Source organism: Bradyrhizobium sp. SZCCHNS30572, from assembly GCF_032484415.1.
Taxonomy (GTDB): domain Bacteria; phylum Pseudomonadota; class Alphaproteobacteria; order Rhizobiales; family Xanthobacteraceae; genus Bradyrhizobium.
Genome location: NZ_JAUESY010000005.1, coordinates 576,738 through 595,111, shown reverse-complemented (window position 1 = coordinate 595,111; position 18,374 = coordinate 576,738). Strand labels below are relative to the sequence as shown.

Genomic DNA, 18,374 nt, shown 5'->3' with positions numbered 1-18,374 from the left:
GATGTCGCTCGACAAACCCTATACCGACGTTCCCGGCACGACCATCTTCGACGCGGACATGTCGCGGATGGGCTATCACCTCAACCAGTTCTGCATGTCCCTGATGAAGGCGGAGAACCGCGCCCGCTTCAAGGCCAATGAGCGCGCCTATCTCGACGAATGGCCGATGAGCGAGGAGCAGAAGCAGGCCGTGCTCGACCGCGACCTCAACCGCTGCATTGCGCTCGGCGGCAACATCTACTTCCTCGCCAAGATCGGCGCGACCGACGGCAAGAGCTTTCAGCAGATGGCGGGCAGCATGACCGGCATGACCGAAGACCAGTACCGCGAGATGATGATCAAGGGCGGCCGCTCGGTCGAGGGCAACCGCTACACCGGGGAGAAGAAGTAAATGGCCCATATCTCCGCAAGCGTCTTCACCTCGCACGTCCCGGCGATCGGCGCAGCCCTCGACCTCGGCAAGACCGGCGAGGATTATTGGAAGCCGGTCTTCGCCGGCTACGACTTCGCCAAGCAGTGGGAGAAGGAGCAGAAGCCGGACGTCGTATTCCTGGTCTTCAACGACCATGCGACCGCCTTCAGCCTGGACATGATTCCCACGTTCGCGATCGGCACCGCGGCTGAATATCAGCCGGCCGACGAGGGCTGGGGCCCGCGCCCGGTCCCCAAGGTGATCGGGCATCCGAAGCTCGCCGCGCACATCGCGCAGTCGGTGATCCAGGACGATTTCGACCTCACCATCGTCAACAAGATGGACGTCGATCACGGCCTCACCGTGCCGCTCAGCCTGATCTTCGGCCAGGTCGATGCCTGGCCGTGCCCGGTGATCCCGTTCGCCGTCAACGTCGTGCAATATCCGGTGCCGTCCGGCCGCCGCTGCTTCATGCTCGGCAAGGCGATCCGCAAGGCGATCGAGAGCTATGACGAGCCGCTCAACGTGCAGATCTGGGGCACCGGCGGCATGAGCCACCAGCTGCAGGGGCCGCGCGCCGGCCTGATCAATCGCGAATGGGACAACATGTTCCTGGACAAGCTGATCAACGATCCGGAAGGCCTGTCCAAGGTGCCGCATATCGAGTACGTCCGCGAGGCCGGCAGCGAGGGCATCGAGCTCGTGATGTGGCTGATCGCGCGCGGCGCCATGAGCGACGTCAACGAGACCAAGAAGGGCAACGCGCCGACCGTGCGTCACCGCTTCTATCATGTGCCGGCGAGCAACACGGCCGTCGGCCATCTGATCCTGGAGAACAACTGATATGGTCAAGACCATCAAGGTCGCGCTCGCCGGCGCCGGCGCCTTCGGCATCAAGCATCTCGACGGCATCAAGAACATCGACGGGGTCGAGGTGGTGTCGCTGGTCGGCCGCCGCTTCGACCAGACCAAGGAAGTCGCCGACAAATACGGCATCAAGCACGTCTCGACCGAGCTCGCCGACAGCCTCAAGCTGCCGGAGGTCGATGCCGTCATCCTCTGCACGCCGACCCAGATGCATGCGGCGCAGGCGATCGACTGCCTCAAGGCCGGCAAGCATGTCCAGGTCGAGATTCCGCTCGCCGACTCGCTGAAGGACGCGCAGCAGGTGGTGGAGCTGCAGAAGGAGACCAAGCTGGTCGCGATGTGCGGCCACACCCGCCGCTTCAATCCCAGCCACCAGTTCGTGCACAAGAAGATCAAGGCCGGCGAATTCCACATCCAGCAGATGGATGTGCAGACCTACTTCTTCCGCCGCACCAACATGAACGCGCTGGGCCAGCCACGCAGCTGGACCGACCATCTGCTGTGGCACCACGCCGCCCACACCGTCGACCTGTTCGCCTATCAGGCGGGCTCGCCGATCGTGAAGGCCAATGCGATCCAGGGTCCGATCCACCCGACCCTGGGCATCGCCATGGACATGTCGATCCAGCTCAAGGCCGCCAATGGCGCGATCTGCACGCTGTCGCTGTCGTTCAACAATGACGGCCCGCTCGGCACCTTCTTCCGCTACATCGGCGACACCGGCACCTACATTGCCCGCTACGACGATCTGGTGAACGGCAAGGAAGAGAAGATCGACGTCTCCAAGGTCGACGTCTCCATGAACGGGATCGAGCTGCAGGACCGCGAGTTCTTCGCCGCGATCCGCGAGGGCCGCGAGCCCAACGCCTCCGTGGCCCAGGTGCTGCCCTGCTACCAGGTGCTGCACGATCTTGACGTGCAGCTCGCCAAGGGCTGATACTTCTTCCCTCCTCGCGCGCGTTGCGCGTGAGGAGGTTTCTACGATGGCGCAGATCTACGGCGCCTTGGGCGGCTTCAGCTTCGGCAGCGTCGCGACGATCTTCTGCTTGCCGTCGACGATCTCGGCCAGGAAGCTCTCACGGTCGATGTCGCCGTTCTGGTCCCAGCTTGCCTCCATCAGCATGCCCGGCGCCTTGTCCGGCGTCAGCGTCAATCCCTTCATGGTGGCGCCGAAAGCGTGGCCGTCGAACTTGCCGATCATCTCGGTCACGTATTTGACGAGATAGACCGCGGTATAGCCCTTGATGCCGTTATGGTCGGGCCAATAGCGGTAGCGCTCGTTGAACTTCTTCGCAAAGGCCTGGATGGCTGGGACCGGCGCATCCGCACTCAGGCCGACATGGCCGCGCACGCCGTTGGCGGCGGGGCCTGCGAGCTCCACGACCTTCTGGCTGAGCAGCGTCGTCTCTCCGAACAGCGGCACCGACAATCCCTGACGTTTGGCCTCGATCAGGAAACGCGCGCTTTCTTCCTCGTTGGTGTAGACGAAGATCGCGTCGGCCTTGACGTTCTTCAGCTTGATGACGTCGGAGCCGAAATCGACCTGGCCCTGCTCGGTCGACAGGTCGGACACGACGTCGATGCCGCGGGCCTTCATCTCCTTGACGAAGCTGTCGCGGCCGCCTTTGCCGAAATCGTTGTTCACCCAGACCACCGCGACGGACTTCACGTTCAGCTGGTCATGCAGATAGTTGGCGATCTTCGGCATGCTGAACTGCTGGCCGAAGGCGGTGCGGAAGATCCAGGGATTGCCCTGCGTCGTGATATCGGCGGCCTCGGCGCCGACGATCTGCGGCACCTCGGCCTGCTGCGTCAGCGCCATGTTGACCTTGACCGAGCCCGAATAGATCGGCCCCAGCACCACATAGGGCTCGCGGTCGAGCACCTTCTGCACCTGGGCCCGGGAGACGCCGGGATTGCTCTGGGTGTCGAGGTGCTCGGTCGCAATCTTGCGGCCGAGAATGCCTCCGGCATTGTTGATCTCGTCGACCGCCAGGGCGACGCCATCGCGCCAGTTCGTGCCCGACACGGCTCCGGGGCCGGACAGCTCGACGACATCGGGAATGTAGACGGTGTTCTCTGCCCAGGCCAAACCCGCCCACAGTGACATGGCGGCCGCCAAGCCGCTCACTCTTCCCAGATGCCTCATGACGTCCTCCCGATTGTTTTTTGCTTATGATGATGAACTTGCGGGTGCCTCTGCAAAACCCAGTAGTCGCGACGGCGTTCGCCATAGCAGCCGGTGCTGATCGTCCGGGTCCGGAAAGATCTCGGTAATGCCGGCCAGCAGCGGCCCGTAGTCGAGGCGTTCGGGCGCGCGCAGGAACGGCCAATCGGAGCCCCACACGCAGCGATCGAGCGTGAAGGCCTCGACCAGCGCGGCGATGAATGGCCACGTGTCGGCGTACGGATAGGGCTGGCGCGCGAATTTGTAGTAGCCGGACAGCTTCACATGCGCGTCGCGGTCGCGGCCGAGCGCGAGCAGGGCCTGGAAGGATGGGCGTTGCAGCCCATGCTCCACGGCAGGCCGGCCGCAGTGATCGAACACGAGGCGGACCGTCGACCGCTCGATGAGGGGCAGCAGGTCGAGCAACTGATCCTGCTCGACCTGGACCTGCAGAAACAGATCGAGGTCGGTCAGCTTGTCCAGCAGCGGCGCGGCGTCGCGGTAATAGTCGGTGCCGTGAAACGGCACGTTGAACGCGATGCCGATGACGCCAGCGGCCTTCAACCGCTCCAGTTCTCCGATGTCGACGTCCTTCTCGACGACCGCAACGCCCTTGAACCTGCCATCTCCGAGCCTGAGCGTGTCGAGCAGGATGCGGCTGTCGGAGCCATAGCCGGAATTGGTCGCAACGATCAGCGCGTGCCGGACGTCGAAGACGTCGAGCACGCGAATGAGATGCGCGGCAGGCGCGATTTCCTGGCCGGTCGGACGATAGGGGGTGTCCGGCGCGTAGGGGAAGCGCGCGGGATCGATGGTGTGGAGGTGGCAATCGATCCTGGGGCCTGCCGGAAGTGCCATGGTCGAGCCTTCTCTGACAGACGCTCAGAACGTCGCCTGAATGGCCTTGATCAGTTCGGGCGTGACGTCGGGCAGCACGCCGAACCAGGCCTGGAAAGCGAGACGCGCCTGGTTGAGCAGCAGGCCGAGCCCGTTGACCGTCGTGCAGCCGCGCGCGCGCGCATCCGCGAGGAAGGGCGTTTCGAGCGGTGTGTAGATCAGGTCTGCGACGAGCGTCGTCGCGGACAGCCGCCCCAGGTCGATCTCCAATGCGGGCTTTCCGATCATGCCGCGATCGGTGCTGTTGATGAGCAGGGCGACATCGGCGACTGCCGCCGAACGATCATCCCACGCCACCGTGCTGATGGCCGTCCCGAATTCGGCTGCGATGGCCTGCGCCTTCTCGGTGGTGCGGTTGCAGATGCGGATGTCGCGGGCGCCATTCTCCAGCAGCGCCACAACGACCGCGCGCGCTGCACCGCCGGCCCCGAGCAAGAGAACAGGGCCTTCGTCGGCGCGCCAGTTCGGCCTGGCATCGCGCAGGCTCTGGACAAAGCCGTTGCCGTCATTGTTGAAGCCGCTCAGCGTGCCATCCGCTTCGACCACGATCGTGTTCACGGCGCCGATGCGTCGTGCGGTGTCGTTGACCCGGTGCAGCAGCGGCATCGCCGTCTGCTTGTGCGGCATGGTCACGTTGCAGCCGCGGAATCCGAGCGCAACCAGCCCAGCCAGCGCATCCTTCAGCCGCTCCGGCTGAACCGCGAGCGGGACGTAGGCGCCGCGCAGGCCGTGAGCGTTGAGCCAGAAATTGTGGATCGTGGGCGAGCGGGAATGAGCGACGGGCATGCCGATGACGCCAGCCAATCCGAATCCATTCGCTTGCGACATGCTGCGCGATGACCTCCCTTTTCAGATATCGACCTGTTCCGGCCAATGTGAAACCGTCTTATGAGCAATGACGCGCACAGGCAATTGAAACATTCGGCCACAAATCCTTGTCGCAATGCAGCGCATCATGGCTCAACGTCCAGTTCATGGGCGTCGTCGCGTGACCCGCCCCCCTGGGCAAAGCCAGGGGTGATTTCTATGATTGCGCAAGTCTGCCTCGACGACCGTCCGCCGGATACAAAGGATCGCCATTGACTGTCCAATCTCCGCCACCCGTGGCAACAGAAACCTTCACCGACGCGGCCGCCGCGGTGGCCCGGCTCGAAGAGATCTACGAGCGCAATACCGCTTTCCTGCGCGGCCATTTCGAGGCCTATGCCAACGGCGTCGTGCCGGCGACACGGATCCGCGCGACCTATCCCTTCGTGCGGCTGACCACCGCAAGTCACGCCCGGCTCGACTCGCGTCTCGCCTATGGCTTCGTCGCGGGGCCCGGCGTGCACGAGACCAGCGTCACGCGGCCGGACCTGTTCCGCTCGTACCTGACCGAGCAGATCCGTCTGTTGATCGAGAATCATGGCGTGCCGGTCGAGATCGGCGAGTCGGCCGAGCCGATCCCGGTGCATTTCGCCTACCGCCGCGACATCAACATCGAGACGGCGCTTCCGCACCACGAGAGCCCGCTGGTGACGCGCTCGCTGCGCGACGTGTTCGACGCTCCGGATCTTGCGACCATGGACGATGCGATCGCCGACGGCACGCTCGGACTGAAGCCCGGCATGCCCGAGCCGCTGTCGCTGTTTCGCGCCGCGCGCGTCGACTACTCGCTGCGCCGGCTCTATCACTACACCGGGACCGATCCCGACCATTTCCAGAACTTCGTGATCTTCACGAACTACCAGTTCTATGTCGACGCCTTCGCGGATTGGGGCCGCCAGCAACTGGCGGCCGGGCAGGGCGCAGCCGAGGCCTTCGTCGAGCCGGGCAACGTCATCACCCGCAATGCCCGTCTCGGCGGCGGCACCACCGGCTCCGCGCCGGCGCGCACGCCGCAGATGCCGGCGCTTCATCTCGTCGAGCCGGGGCACCAGGGCATCACGCTGATCAACATCGGTACTGGTCCGTCGAACGCGCGTAACGTCACCGACCACATCGCGGTGCTGCGGCCGCATGCCTGGCTGATGGTCGGCCACTGCGCGGGCCTGCGCAATACGCAGCGGCTCGGCGATTACGTGCTGGCGCACGGCTATGTCCGCGAGGACCATGTGCTCGACCAGGAGCTGCCACCCTGGGTGCCGATCCCGGCGCTCGCCGAGGTGCAGGTCGCGCTCGAGGAGGCCGTGGAGACGGTCACCGGCTATTCCGGGTTCGAGCTGAAGCGGGTGATGCGCACGGGCACCGTGGCCAGCGTCGACAACCGCAATTGGGAGATCTCCGGCCCGGCCGTGATCCATCGCCTCTCGCAGTCGCGCGCCATCGCGCTCGACATGGAGTCGGCCACAATCGCCGCCAACGGCTATCGTTTCCGCGTGCCCTACGGCACCTTGCTCTGCGTCTCCGACAAGCCGCTGCATGGCGAGATCAAGCTCGCCGGCATGGCGAGCGACTTCTATCGCCAGCGTGTCGGCCAGCATCTCCAGATCGGGCTGAAGGCGCTGGAGCTCTTGAAGCATCAGGAGTCGGAGCGGCTGCATTCGCGCAAGCTGCGCAGCTTCGCGGAGGTGGCCTTCCAGTAGCGGCCTTTGGCCGCCTGGGATCAGCGACTCCGGCGCTCGTCGAAGGCCTGCCGGGCCTGCTCGACCTCCGGCATCTTGGCGATGGTCCAGGCATAGAGCGCGCGGAACGGTGGCTGCAGGGTACGGCCGAGCGGCGTGATCTCGTACTGAACCGCGACCGGCGAGTCCGCGATCACCTCGCGGGCGACGAGGCCGTTGCGCTCGAGCCGGCGCAGGCATTGCGTCAGGGCCTTCTGGGTGACGCCCTCGAGCTGCTTCTTGATCGCGTTGAAGCGCAGCGGACCGGAGTCCAGCACGGCCAGCACCATCATCGACCATTTGTCGGCGATCTGGTCGATCAGCACCCGGCTCGGGCATTCCGACGAGAAGTGCTGCGGCTTGCAGCGGAGCGGGGCGGTCTGTGATGTCGATGCGGCGGTCACGACAGCGGTTTCCTCCGATATACCTGAGCGACTTCGGGTGCCTGATTGACTTCAGGTTTACGAAGTATACTGGAGCGGTTCCGAACGCAATGGAGCCCCCTGAATGTCCGACCTCGATACCAGCGTGCTGTTTCGTCCGTTTCGCCTGAAGTCGCTGGAGCTGAAGAACCGCATCGTCATGGCGCCGATGACCCGCAACGCCGCGCCGAACGGCGTTCCCGGCGAGGCCAACGCTGCCTATTACCGCCGCCGCGCCGAAGGTGGCGTGGGGCTGATCCTCACCGAGGGCACTGTCGTCAACCGCCCGGCCTCGCGCAACGAGCCCAATATTCCCTTCTTCCACGGCGATGCCGCGCTGGCCGGCTGGCAGAACGTGGCGAGCGCCGTGCACACCGCCGGCGGCCGCATCGCGCCACAGATCTGGCACACCGGCTCGACCAAGGGCATGAGCCGCTGGGAGCCCGATGCGCCGGTCGAGAGCCCATCCGGGCTGGTTGCGCCCGGCAAGCCGCGCGGCAACGCGATGACCGAGAACGACATCGCCGACACCGTTGCCGCATTCGCGCAAGCCGCGGCCGACGCCAAGCGCACGGGCTTCGACGCCGTCGAGATCCATGGTGCGCACGGCTATCTGGTCGACGAGTTCTTCTGGTCCGGCACCAACCAGCGCGAGGACCGCTATGGCGGCGCCACCATCAAGGAGCGCTCCCGCTTTGCCGGCGAGATCGTCGCCGCGATCCGCAAGGCGGTGGGTCCCGATTTCCCGATCATCCTGCGCGTCAGCCAGTGGAAGCAGCAGGACTATGCGGCGCGCCTCGCCGAGACGCCGGCGCTGATGGCCGACTGGCTGCAGCCGCTGGTCGCGGCCGGCGTCGACATCCTGCACTGCTCGCAGCGCCGTTTCTGGGAGCCGGAATTCCCGGACGTGGACGGCGAGAAGGGCCTGAACTTCGCCGGCTGGGCCAAGAAGATCACGGGCGCCGCGACCATCAGCGTCGGCTCGGTCGGCTTGTCCGATGAATTCTTCTCGGCCTTCGCCGGCAAGCCGTCGACGACGGCCGATCTCGATGCGCTGCTGGAGCGCATGGCCAAGGAGGAGTTCGACCTCATTGCGGTCGGCCGCGCGCTGATCAGCGATGCCGAATGGGTCGCCAAGATCAAGGCCGGCGACAAGGCGGGCCTGAAGGGCTTCAGCGCAGCGGATCTCGGCGCGCTGGTTTGAGCTCTTGTAGACCCGTTGGTGCCCCTCGTCCGGCGTAAGCGGGGCGAGGGGGCGTACCGTCAGCGAGGCGCGAGCTCGAGCCTGCCATTAGTCCTCGCGATGACTAATGCACCGTCAGCTCGAGATACATCGGGCTGCGGAAGGTCGAAGACGGCATCCAGGGCAGTTGCTCCTGGGTGCGGCGATAGTCCGGCACGACCTTGTGCAGCTCGTCGAACGCGATCTTGATCGCCATGCGCGCGATCGCCGATCCCAGACAGGCGTGCACGCCGCCGCCGAAGCCGAGATGGCCGCGTGGCTTGCGCCTGATGTCATAGACATCCGGATTGGGAAACTGCCGCTCGTCGCGGTTGGCGGAGCCGTAGGCGAGGCAGACGAAATCGCCCTCGCGCATGGTCTGGCCGTGCAGGGTGACGTCCTTCTGCAGGCAGCGGCGGAAGCGCTGCGCCGAGGTGTTGTAGCGCAGAGACTCTTCCACGGCGTCCGCCATCAGGTCGGGATTGGCGACGACGGCCCGGCGCGCCTCCGCGTGATCGGCGAGATTATACGCCAGCATCGTCATGAAACCGCCGAGCGACTCGATGCCGGCCATGATCAGCGTGGTCGTCGTCAGCAGCACCTCGCGCTCGTCGAGCTTGTCGCCGTCGATCTCGGCCATGCTGAAGTGCGAGATCAGGTCGTTCTGCGGCCGCGCGCGGCGCTCCGCGATGATGCCGGCCGCATAGTCCTGCATCCAGTTGTAGGCTGCGATGTGCTGCGGTCCCTTGGCGCGGCTCACCGGATCGCTCTGCACCATCAGCACCGCCTTGTCGCGCACCGTCTGCTCGTCGCCGAGCGGCAGGCCGAGCGCGGCGAACAGCACGCGCACGGTGAATTTCGACGAGAATGCCTCGATGAAGTCGAACCGGTCCTGGCCGCGCAGCGCCTCGGCGCAGTCGCGCGCGATGTCGCGGATCGGGCCTGACAGGCTCTCCAGATTGCGCTTCATGAAGGCATGCTGGACGAGGCCGCGCAGCCGGTCGTGGCGCGGCGGGTCGGTGGTGCCGAGCGTCGCGCCGGCACGGTTCGGCAGCTCGGTCATCAGGTTGCCCTTGGCCGACGAATAGGTCTGCCAGTTCGTTCCGGCCGCCGCCACATCGGCATAGCGCGACAGGATCCACACCTGGGCCTGCGGGCTCCAGAAGCAGGGGTGTTCGTCGCGCAGCGTCTTGTAGAACGGGAACGGGTCGGCATCGACCGCAGGCGAATACGGGTCGAACGCGAACATGTTGGGCCTCCTCTCCATTGAGTGTGGTCGTTGTTGTTCTTTTCATTGATCTAGCCGAGCCGTGGCCGCGGCGTGAGACACGAAAGCCGGCCAAGACTTGTACTTTTCCGACATTCAGGGTTAGCTCTCGCTCATGCCCCGCTTTCGCACCAAGCCGTCGATCCCCGCGTTCGCGCTGTACGGCGAAGCGTCGGCCGCGCAGCCGGACATGCTGCATGTCGAGCCGATCCAGGTGCGCAGCAAGCTGTATCGCTGGGAGATCGAGGCGCACACCCATCAGGGCCTGCACCAGATCCTCTGGGTCGGCTCCGGCCCGGCCGAGATCGCCTTGGACGAAAGCCGCGAGCGCTGTGCCGGCCCGGTCGCCGTGATCATTCCCCCCGGCGTCGTCCATGCCTTCCGCTTCTCGCGCGACACTGACGGCTATGTGCTGACGTTCAATCCGCGGGCGGTGGTGGAGGGCGACGTGCCGGCGACCGGCGAGGCGTTGCGCGACTTGTTCGCAACCGCGCAGATCCTGCATCTCGACGCACAGGCGGTCGCGACGCGGCGCATCGCCGCGCTGTTCGTCGACCTCGCCGACGAGTTCGCCGCCGCCGATTCCGCGGCCTCGCCGGTTCCGCACTGGCTCGGTCGCTCGATCGTGTGGCGGCTGGCGCAGCAGAGCGCGCGGCAGTCGCAAGGCGCGCGGCGCGGCAGCGGGCATGCCGCGCTGTTCACCCGCTTCATCGTGCTGGTCGAGGCGCATCACCGCGATCACTGGTCGGTGGCGCGCTACGCCGACGAACTCGGCATGACGCCGGAGCGGCTCAATCGGTTGACGCGGGCCGAGACCGGTCAGTCCGCGCTCGACATCGTGCATGCGCGGCTCGCGCGCGAGGCGTGCCGGCGGCTCACCTATATTGCGGCGCCGGTGTCGAAGCTGGCGTTCGAGCTCGGTTTCAAGGACCCGGCCTATTTCTGCCGCTTCTTCAAGCGGCACACCGGGGCGAGCCCGCGCGACTATCGCCGTGCGATGGGCGTCGGAGACGACGCGGCGCCGCCGGCAGGCTGATCGGCGCCGCCGATACCATTGCGGCGTTCGTTGTGCATCGCGGCATGGTGTCGGAAAAGTGCAAGAGAATGCCGCGTCCATCCAAGTGATCCCTGCGCATTCCTTGCTAAAATCCGCGACTGAAAAGCATACCCAACAAGCCTGCGTCTGCGAATCCGGGAGAACACGCCCATGAAAGTCCAAGTCTGCATCATCGGCGGAGGCCCGTCGGGCCTGATGCTGTCGCAGCTCCTGCATCTGCAGGGCATCGATACGATCATCCTGGAGAAATCCAGCCGCGACTACGTGCTGTCGCGCATCCGTGCCGGCGTGCTCGAGCACGGCTTTGCCGAGCTGATGCGCGAGGCGCAGTGCGGCGAGCGCATGGACCGCGAGGGCGAGATCCATCACGGTTTCTACATAGCCCATGACGGCAAGCTCGATCGCGTCGACCTGCACAAATATTCCGGCGGCAACTCGGTGATGGTCTATGGCCAGACCGAGTTGACGCGCGATCTCTACGAGGCCCGCGACAAGCTCGGCGGCAAGGTCGTGCACAACGCGGCCGACGTGACGCCGCACGACATCGCTTCCGACAAGCCCTTCGTCACCTACCGTCAGGACGAGGAGGTCGTCCGCATCGACTGCGACTACATCATCGGCGCCGACGGCTTTCATGGCGTCAGCCGCAAGTCGATCCCGCACGACAAGCTGACCGAATACGAGCGGGTGTACCCGTTCGGCTGGCTCGGCGTGCTGTCGCGCACCAAGCCGGTGTCGCCGGAGCTGATCTATGCCAAGCACGAGCGCGGCTTTGCGCTGTGCTCGCTGCGCTCGCAGGTGCTTAGCCGGTACTATGTCCAGGTGCCGCTCACCGACAAGGTCGAGGACTGGAGCGACGACGCGTTCTGGGAGGAGCTGAAGCGCCGGCTGCCGGCGGAGATCGCTGGCCGTCTGATCACCGGACCGTCGATCGAGAAGAGCATCGCGCCGCTGCGCAGCTTCGTCGCGGAGCCGATGCGCTACGGCAGGCTGTTCCTGGCCGGCGACGCCGCCCATATCGTGCCGCCGACCGGCGCGCGCGGGCTGAACTCGGCTGCGTCCGACATCTACTATCTCTATCATGCGCTGCTCGACCACTACAAGAAAGGCGACGATCGCGGCATCGACGGCTACTCGCAGCGGGCGCTGGCGCGGATCTGGAAGGCGCAGCGCTTCTCCTGGTGGATGACGACGCTCTTGCATCGTTTCCCCGACCGGCTGTCCTACGACGACAGACTGCAGGACACCGAGCTCGCCTATCTGTTCTCGTCCGAGGCCGCGCAGCGGTCGCTGGCAGAGAACTATGTCGGGCTGCCGTTCTGAGCGAGGTCAACGCGACGCAGTTCGCCTGCGCTGCTTGATGGCACCACGCATCAGTAGCCTCGCTGTCGTCCCGGCGAACGCCGGGACCCATACCCAGGGAGCGGTTTGAGGCAGGCTGGCGATTGGCTTTGTGCCCATCCGCCTGCGGCTGCTTCGGCTGGTGCAACTTCGCTCAGCTCGAGATGGAGGGGGCAAACGATCCGGGACGCGCTGTCGGGATTGGCGCCGGCTGCCTCAGTTTGTCGGCTTCCCCGCCCGCCCTCAAAAATGAGTTGCGTACCTCAAAAACCGCGCTATGGTCCTCAACCCAAAGGGGAGGAGCATGAACGCGCCGCTGACATTGCGGGATATTGCGCGGCAGGCGGGCGTGAGCCTCGCCACTGTGGATCGCGTGCTGCACAACCGGCCGGGCGTGCGCCCGGATACGGTGCGACGCGTCAAGGACGCGATGGAGCGCAGCGCGTTCCAGCCGCATGCGGCGGCCTCCGAACTCGCCCGTGCCCGCGCGCGGCGCTTTGCCTTCGTGATGCCGTCCGGCGCCAATCCCTTCATGCAGCAGATTCAGGCGCATCTCGGCGATCTGACGAGCTGGATGGCCGCGCGCCGGCTCACGGTCGATGTGGTCACGACGGACGTGTTCGATGCGGCCGTGCTGGCCGCGAAGCTCGAGCAGCTCGTCGGTCAGGTCGACGGCGTCGCGGTGGTGGCGCTCGATCATCCGAGCGTGCGCGCGGCGATCAACGATCTCGTCGAGTCCGGCGCCAAGGTGGTGACGCTGGTGTCGGACGTGCCGTCGTCGCGACGGCATCATTATGTCGGCATCGACAACATCGCCGCCGGCCGCACCGCGGGCGCGCTGGTCGGACGCTTCGCCGGCGGCAAGGCGGGGCGGGTCGCGATCATGGCCGGCTCGCAAAGCCTGCGCGATCATGCCGAGCGCATCTTCGGCTTCGGCCAGGTCCTCGCGGCGGAGTTTCGGCAACTTGAGGTTTTGCCGGTCGCTGAGGGGCATGACGTGGACGATCGCTCAGAGCACCTCATGCGCAAGCTGCTGACCGAGCATCGTGACATCGTCGGGCTCTACAATGTCGGCGCTGGCACGGCCGGCGTCGCCAAGGCGCTGACCGAGTCGGGGCGCGCCGACGACATCGTGTTCGTCGGCCACGACGTGACGGCACTGACGCGCAAGCTGCTGTTGAACGGCGTGATGGACGCGGCGATTTCGCAGAACCCGGGACACGAGGCGCGCTCCGCGGTGCGCGTGCTCCTGGCGCTGGCGCGCGGCGAGCCGATCCTGAGCGAACAGGAGACGATCCGCATCGACATCGTGATGCGGGACAATCTGCCGTGAGCGGATGGCCGCGATGACGCGGTCGGCCTGAGCACGGAATGAGAAGAGACCGAGGTGCTTGTTTCGAGGCGACGGCAGATCGCCGAAGCGCCTTGCGGTCGGTGGGAGGAGTGGAGACGTGTTTCTCGGACTGGATGTCGGCACATCCGGCGTGAAGGCCGTGCTGGAGGACGAGACGGGCGCGCTGATCGCGAGCGCCGCGCGGCCGCTGGCGCTGTCGCATCCGCAGCCGCTGTGGTCCGAGCAGAATCCGGATCACTGGGTCGAGGCCGTCATCGGCGCGGTCGATGATCTCGCGCGGGAGCGTCCGCGCGAGACCGCTGCCGTCAGCGGCATCGGCCTGTCCGGCCAGATGCACGGCGCGACCTTGCTGAACCGCACCGGTCGGCCGCTGCGGCCGGCGATCCTTTGGAATGACGGCCGCTCGCAGGCCGAATGCGCCGAGCTCGAACGCCGCTGTCCCGAACTGCACGCCATCGCCGGCAACCTCGCGATGCCCGGCTTCACCGCGCCGAAGCTCGTCTGGGTGGCGAAGCACGAGCCGAAGATATTTGCCGAGGTCGCGAAGGTGCTGCTGCCGAAGGCCTATGTGCGCTATCGGCTGTCCGGCGAGATGGTCGAGGACATGTCGGATGCGGCGGGCACCCTGTGGCTCGATGTCGGCGCGCGGCGCTGGTCGGAGAAACTGCTGGCGGCGACCGGGCTCGGTCTCGATCACATGCCGCGCCTCGTCGAGGGCAATGAGCGCAGTGCCGTGTTGTCGCCCGAGCTGGCGCGGCGCTGGGGCATGGGCGCTGACGTCGTGATCGCGGGCGGCGCCGGCGACAACGCGGCGAGCGCAATCGGGCTCGGCGCCATCACGCCCGGCGATGCCTTCCTGTCGCTCGGCACATCAGGCGTGCTGTTCCGGGTGACCGACCGCTTCGCGCCAGCGCCGGAAGCGGCCGTGCATGCGTTCTGCCATGCGCTCGGCGGTCTCTGGCATCAGATGGGCGTGATGCTGTCGGCCGCGGCCTCGCTGGCGTGGCTGGCCCGCCTTCTCGAGACGCCGGAAGCCGCGCTGCTGGCGCCGCTCGGTATCAGCGTCGAACGTCCGAGCCCGGTGCAGTTCCTGCCTTATCTCGACGGCGAGCGCACGCCGCACAACGATGCCCATGCCGCCGGCGCCTTGGTTGGCCTGCGCAGCGCAGCCGGCCGCGGTGATCTCGTGCAGGCGGTGCTGGAGGGCGTGGCGTTTGCCTCACGCGACATGTTCGCCGCGCTCGCGCGCAGCGCGCAGCCGATCACAGAGCTCGATCTCGTCGGCGGCGGCTCGCGCTCTTTGTTGTGGGCGCAGATCATGGCCGACGTGCTCGGCGTCACCGTGCACCGGGTCGAGGAGGGCGAGGTCGGCGCCGCCATCGGCGCCGCGCGGCTCGGCCGTCTTGCCGCGACCGGCGCAGCACCGGCCGATGTCTGCCGCAAGCCGCAGCGGCTGCAGAGTTTCGAACCCCGCGCGCCGCAGCGCGCGGCATATGACGCCGCCTACGCGCAATGGCGCAAGCTCTATCCTGCTCTCAAGGAGTAACGTCGTGAACGTCCAGGCCCCCTTCTTCCAGACCGGCGCGACCGTCAGCTATGGCGGGCCCGAGTCACGCAGCCCGCTGTCGTTCCGTTGGTACGACAAGGATCGCGTCATCCGGGGCAAGCGGATGGAGGATCATCTGCGCTTCGCGGTCTGCTACTGGCATTCGTTCTGCTGGCCGGGCAGCGATCCGTTCGGCGGCGAGACCTTCCTGCGGCCGTGGCAGCATGGCGACGACGCGATGGCGATGGCGCGGGCCAAGGCCGACGTGGCGTTCGAATTGTTCCGGCTGCTCGACGTGCCGTTCTTCACCTTCCACGACGTCGATGCAGCGCCGGAAGGCGCGACGCTGAAGGAGTCGGTTGCCAATCTCAATGCGATCGGCGATCTGTTCGAGCAGAAGATGGCGTCTGCCAAGGTGCGGCTGCTGTGGGGCACCGCCAATCTGTTCTCGCATCGCCGCTACATGGCGGGCGCCGCGACCAATCCGGATCCGGACGTGTTCACCTACGCGGCGGGACAGGTGCGTGCCGCACTCGAGGTGACGCATCGTCTCGGCGGCGCCAACTACGTGCTGTGGGGCGGCCGCGAGGGCTACGAGACCCTGCTCAACACCGACATGAAGCGCGAGCTCGACCAGCTCGGCCGCTTCGTCGCGCTGGTCGTCGAGCACAAGCACAAGATCGGCTTCAAGGGCCCGCTGCTGATCGAGCCGAAGCCGAAGGAGCCGACCAAGCACCAGTATGATTTCGACGTCGCCACCTGCTACGGCTTCCTGCAGCGCTATGACCTTTTGAACGACGTCAAGCTCAACATCGAGCAGAACCACGCCATCCTCGCCGGTCATTCGTTCCAGCACGAGATCGCGCTGGCGCAGGCGCTCGGCGTGTTCGGCTCCCTCGACATCAACCGCGGCGACGATCTGCTCGGCTGGGACACCGACCAGTTCGCGATGAACGTGCCGGAGCTGGCGCTGGTGTTCCACGACATGCTCAAGGGCGGCGGCTTCACCACGGGCGGGCTGAATTTCGACGCCAAGATCCGCCGGCAGTCGATCGATCCGGATGACCTGCTGCACGCCCATGTCGGCTCGATGGATGCCTGCGCGCGGGCGCTGATCGCCGCCGACGAGATGCTGACCGACAGTGCGCTGACCGCGCCGCTGGCGCGGCGCTACGCCGGCTGGGACGGCGACGAGGGGCAGGCGATCCTCGCCGGCCGCCGCTCGCTCGCCGAGCTCGCCGACCGCGCCGTCAACACCGGCCTCGATCCGCAGCCGCGGTCCGGCCGGCAGGAATATCTCGAAAGCGTGGTGAACCGCTATGTCTGACGACAGCAACCTGCGCACGATGACGAATGACGCTGAGCGCGCCGTGATGAGCACCGCCGCGCAGCCGGTCCTTGAGCTGAAGGGCATCGGCAAGCAGTTCGGCGCGATCCGCGCGCTGCAGGGCGTGGATCTTTCGATCGGCTCCGGCGAGGTCGTCGGCCTGATGGGCGATAACGGCGCCGGCAAGTCCACGCTGGTGCGGATCATCGCCGGCAATTTTCCGCCGAGCCAGGGCACGATCCATTTCGGCGGCCGCGAGGTGCATTTCCATCGCCCGATGGATTCGCGCAGCGTCGGCATCGAGGTCGTGTACCAGGACCTGGCGCTCGCCAACAACCTCACGGCAGCGGCCAACGTGTTTCTCGGCCGCGAGCTGAAGCGCAATTTCGGCCCGCTGGCGCTGCTCGACCACAAGGGCATGGAGGCGCGCGCGCTGGAGCTGTTTCGCGAGCTGCGCTCCGAGACGCGGCCGCACGATCTCGTCAAGGACATGTCGGGCGGCCAGCGCCAGGCGGTGGCGATCGCGCGGACGCGGCTGTCCAACGCCAGACTGGTGATGATGGACGAGCCGACCGCGGCGATCTCGGTGCGCCAGGTCGAGCAGGTGCTGAGCCTGATCCATCGCCTGAAGGAACAGGGTATAGCCGTCATCCTGATCTCGCACCGCATGCCTGACATCTTCGCGGTGTGCGATCGCGTCGTGGTGATGCGCCGCGGCGAGAAGAAGGCCGACAAGCCGGTCGGCGAGACCAGCCCCGAGGAAGTGACCGCGCTGATCACTGGCGCCAAGGAGGCGGCGTGATGTCCGTTCCATCCGAGACCAGCTCCGCCGGCACCGACGTCACCTTCACCAATGTCGGCGTCATCAGATGGTGGCACCGCGGCGTGTTCGCCTCGCAGACGGCCTACGTTACGCTGGCGCTCATCGCCCTCATCATCGTGATGAGCTTCGCCAGTCCCTATTTTCTGACCGAAGGCAATCTGCAGAACGTCGCCAAGAACTTCTCCTTCATCGCCATCGCGACGCTCGGCATCACCTTCGTCATCATCACCGGCGGCATCGACCTGTCGGTCGGCTCGATGATGTGTTTCGCGGCGATGATCACCTCGATGGTGATGACGACGCTATCGACGCCGGGGATGCCGCTGTCGTCGCTGTTCGTGCATCTCGCCGCGGACGGCAAGACCGTGGTCGCGAACGTGCCCGGCCTGATCCTGATCGTCTCGGTGCTGGCAGGCCTGGCGGTTTCGCTGGTGGTCGGCCTGATCAACGGCGTCTGCATCGCCTTGCTCGGGCTGTCGCCGTTCGTGACCACGCTCGGCATGCTGTCGATCGTGCGCGGCCTCAGCTACGTGATCTCGAACGGCAAGGGCAGCTTTCCCGGCGGCCCGGACGCCGATTATTTCTATGCGCTGACGCAGGGCGATGTGTACGGCGTGCCGGCGCCCTTCATCTATCTCATCGTGCTGGCGCTGGTGATGGCGCTGGTGCTGCACCACACCGCGTTCGGCCGCCACGTGTTTGCGATCGGCGGCAACGAGAAGGCCGCGGAGCTCACCGGCGTCTCCGTGCCCCGGGTGAAGATCGAGGTCTATGTGATCGGCGCGCTTGCCGCTGGCCTGCAGGGCATCATCATCTCGGGCTGGCTCGGATCGGCGCCCGCCAACATGGCGACGTCCTACGAGCTCAACGTGATCGCCGCGGCCGTGATCGGCGGCGCCAACCTCGCCGGTGGTCTCGGCGGTCCGCTTGGCGCCATCGTCGGCTGCGTCCTGCTCGAGGTGATCAGGAACGGGCTGGTACTGGCGCAGGTCAACTCCTACTGGCAGCAGACGCTGGTCGGCGTGATCATCATCGCCGCCGTGCTTGTGGATCGTATCCGCGCGCGCCTGCTGTGACGAATACTGGCCGG

Annotated in this window: 17 protein-coding genes; 12 read left to right on the top strand and 5 right to left on the bottom strand. The window is 66.2% G+C overall.

What is annotated here, in order from left to right:
- The first annotated feature begins 1 nt into the window (after position 1).
- From ligA to QX048_RS16905, 3 genes are read left to right on the top strand one after another with little or no spacing between them, the layout of a single operon-like run.
- Positions 2-391, top strand: a complete 390-nt coding sequence (ligA, locus tag QX048_RS16915) for a protocatechuate 4,5-dioxygenase subunit alpha (protein WP_257168873.1) — start codon at positions 2-4, stop codon at positions 389-391.
- On the top strand, positions 392-1,255 hold the full coding sequence (locus tag QX048_RS16910) for a class III extradiol dioxygenase subunit beta (protein WP_315715633.1): 864 nt from the start codon (positions 392-394) through the stop codon (positions 1,253-1,255).
- Position 1,256: 1 nt separating this feature from the next.
- Positions 1,257-2,216, top strand: a complete 960-nt coding sequence (locus QX048_RS16905) for a Gfo/Idh/MocA family oxidoreductase (RefSeq protein WP_315826462.1) — start codon at positions 1,257-1,259, stop codon at positions 2,214-2,216.
- 57 nt (positions 2,217-2,273) lie between these two features.
- Here the strand turns inward: QX048_RS16905 and QX048_RS16900 are convergent, their stop codons facing one another.
- The 3 genes from QX048_RS16900 to QX048_RS16890 are packed head-to-tail and all read right to left on the bottom strand — an operon-like array spanning position 2,274 to position 5,171.
- Positions 2,274-3,428, bottom strand: coding sequence for an ABC transporter substrate-binding protein (locus QX048_RS16900; protein WP_315826461.1), 1,155 nt, complete (start codon positions 3,426-3,428; stop codon positions 2,274-2,276).
- Positions 3,429-3,452: 24 nt separating this feature from the next.
- Complete coding sequence (locus QX048_RS16895; protein WP_315826460.1) at positions 3,453-4,304, bottom strand: amidohydrolase family protein; 852 nt, start codon at positions 4,302-4,304, stop codon at positions 3,453-3,455.
- A gap of 24 nt (positions 4,305-4,328) precedes the next feature.
- Positions 4,329-5,171, bottom strand: coding sequence for a shikimate dehydrogenase (locus tag QX048_RS16890; RefSeq protein WP_315826459.1), 843 nt, complete (start codon positions 5,169-5,171; stop codon positions 4,329-4,331).
- A gap of 251 nt (positions 5,172-5,422) precedes the next feature.
- Between QX048_RS16890 and QX048_RS16885 the strand changes: the two genes are divergently transcribed.
- Positions 5,423-6,907 carry an AMP nucleosidase gene (locus tag QX048_RS16885; protein ID WP_315715638.1) on the top strand — a complete coding sequence of 495 codons (1,485 nt, stop codon included), beginning with the start codon at positions 5,423-5,425 and terminating at the stop codon, positions 6,905-6,907.
- 20 nt (positions 6,908-6,927) lie between these two features.
- On the opposite strand, the gene QX048_RS16880 is transcribed toward QX048_RS16885, so the two are convergent.
- The gene (locus QX048_RS16880; RefSeq protein WP_409977936.1) at positions 6,928-7,251 is read right to left on the bottom strand and encodes a winged helix-turn-helix transcriptional regulator; all 324 of its coding nucleotides are present in this window, start codon (positions 7,249-7,251) and stop codon (positions 6,928-6,930) included.
- A 181-nt stretch (positions 7,252-7,432) separates the two neighbouring features.
- Here QX048_RS16880 and QX048_RS16875 point away from each other — a divergent pair, with 181 nt between their 5' ends.
- Positions 7,433-8,551, top strand: coding sequence for an NADH:flavin oxidoreductase (locus QX048_RS16875; protein ID WP_315767957.1), 1,119 nt, complete (start codon positions 7,433-7,435; stop codon positions 8,549-8,551).
- Between the two features lie 103 nt (positions 8,552-8,654).
- Here the strand turns inward: QX048_RS16875 and QX048_RS16870 are convergent, their stop codons facing one another.
- Complete coding sequence (locus QX048_RS16870) at positions 8,655-9,818, bottom strand: cytochrome P450 (RefSeq protein ID WP_315767959.1); 1,164 nt, start codon at positions 9,816-9,818, stop codon at positions 8,655-8,657.
- Positions 9,819-9,951: 133 nt separating this feature from the next.
- On the opposite strand from QX048_RS16870, the gene QX048_RS16865 reads away from it, so the two are divergent.
- The 7 genes from QX048_RS16865 to QX048_RS16835 all read left to right on the top strand — a co-directional run bounded on the left by QX048_RS16865 (position 9,952) and on the right by QX048_RS16835 (position 18,360).
- A complete protein-coding gene (locus tag QX048_RS16865; RefSeq protein WP_315751984.1) occupies positions 9,952-10,872 on the top strand; it encodes a helix-turn-helix domain-containing protein in 921 nt (306 codons plus the stop codon).
- A gap of 171 nt (positions 10,873-11,043) precedes the next feature.
- The gene (pobA, locus tag QX048_RS16860; RefSeq protein WP_315715643.1) at positions 11,044-12,216 is read left to right on the top strand and encodes a 4-hydroxybenzoate 3-monooxygenase; all 1,173 of its coding nucleotides are present in this window, start codon (positions 11,044-11,046) and stop codon (positions 12,214-12,216) included.
- Positions 12,217-12,538: 322 nt separating this feature from the next.
- Positions 12,539-13,567, top strand: a complete 1,029-nt coding sequence (locus QX048_RS16855) for a LacI family DNA-binding transcriptional regulator (protein WP_315826457.1) — start codon at positions 12,539-12,541, stop codon at positions 13,565-13,567.
- Positions 13,568-13,685: 118 nt separating this feature from the next.
- Positions 13,686-15,134: a xylulokinase gene (gene xylB / locus QX048_RS16850; RefSeq protein ID WP_315826456.1), complete on the top strand. Its 1,449-nt coding sequence runs from the start codon at positions 13,686-13,688 to the stop codon at positions 15,132-15,134.
- A gap of 4 nt (positions 15,135-15,138) precedes the next feature.
- The gene (gene xylA / locus QX048_RS16845) at positions 15,139-16,461 is read left to right on the top strand and encodes a xylose isomerase (protein WP_315767971.1); all 1,323 of its coding nucleotides are present in this window, start codon (positions 15,139-15,141) and stop codon (positions 16,459-16,461) included.
- Positions 16,462-16,507: 46 nt separating this feature from the next.
- Positions 16,508-17,263 carry an ATP-binding cassette domain-containing protein gene (locus QX048_RS16840; protein ID WP_315715808.1) on the top strand — a complete coding sequence of 252 codons (756 nt, stop codon included), beginning with the start codon at positions 16,508-16,510 and terminating at the stop codon, positions 17,261-17,263.
- The gene (locus QX048_RS16835; RefSeq protein ID WP_315751980.1) at positions 17,263-18,360 is read left to right on the top strand and encodes an ABC transporter permease; all 1,098 of its coding nucleotides are present in this window, start codon (positions 17,263-17,265) and stop codon (positions 18,358-18,360) included. The genes QX048_RS16840 and QX048_RS16835 overlap by 1 nt, the downstream gene beginning before the upstream one ends.
- The last annotated feature ends 14 nt before the right edge of the window (positions 18,361-18,374 follow it).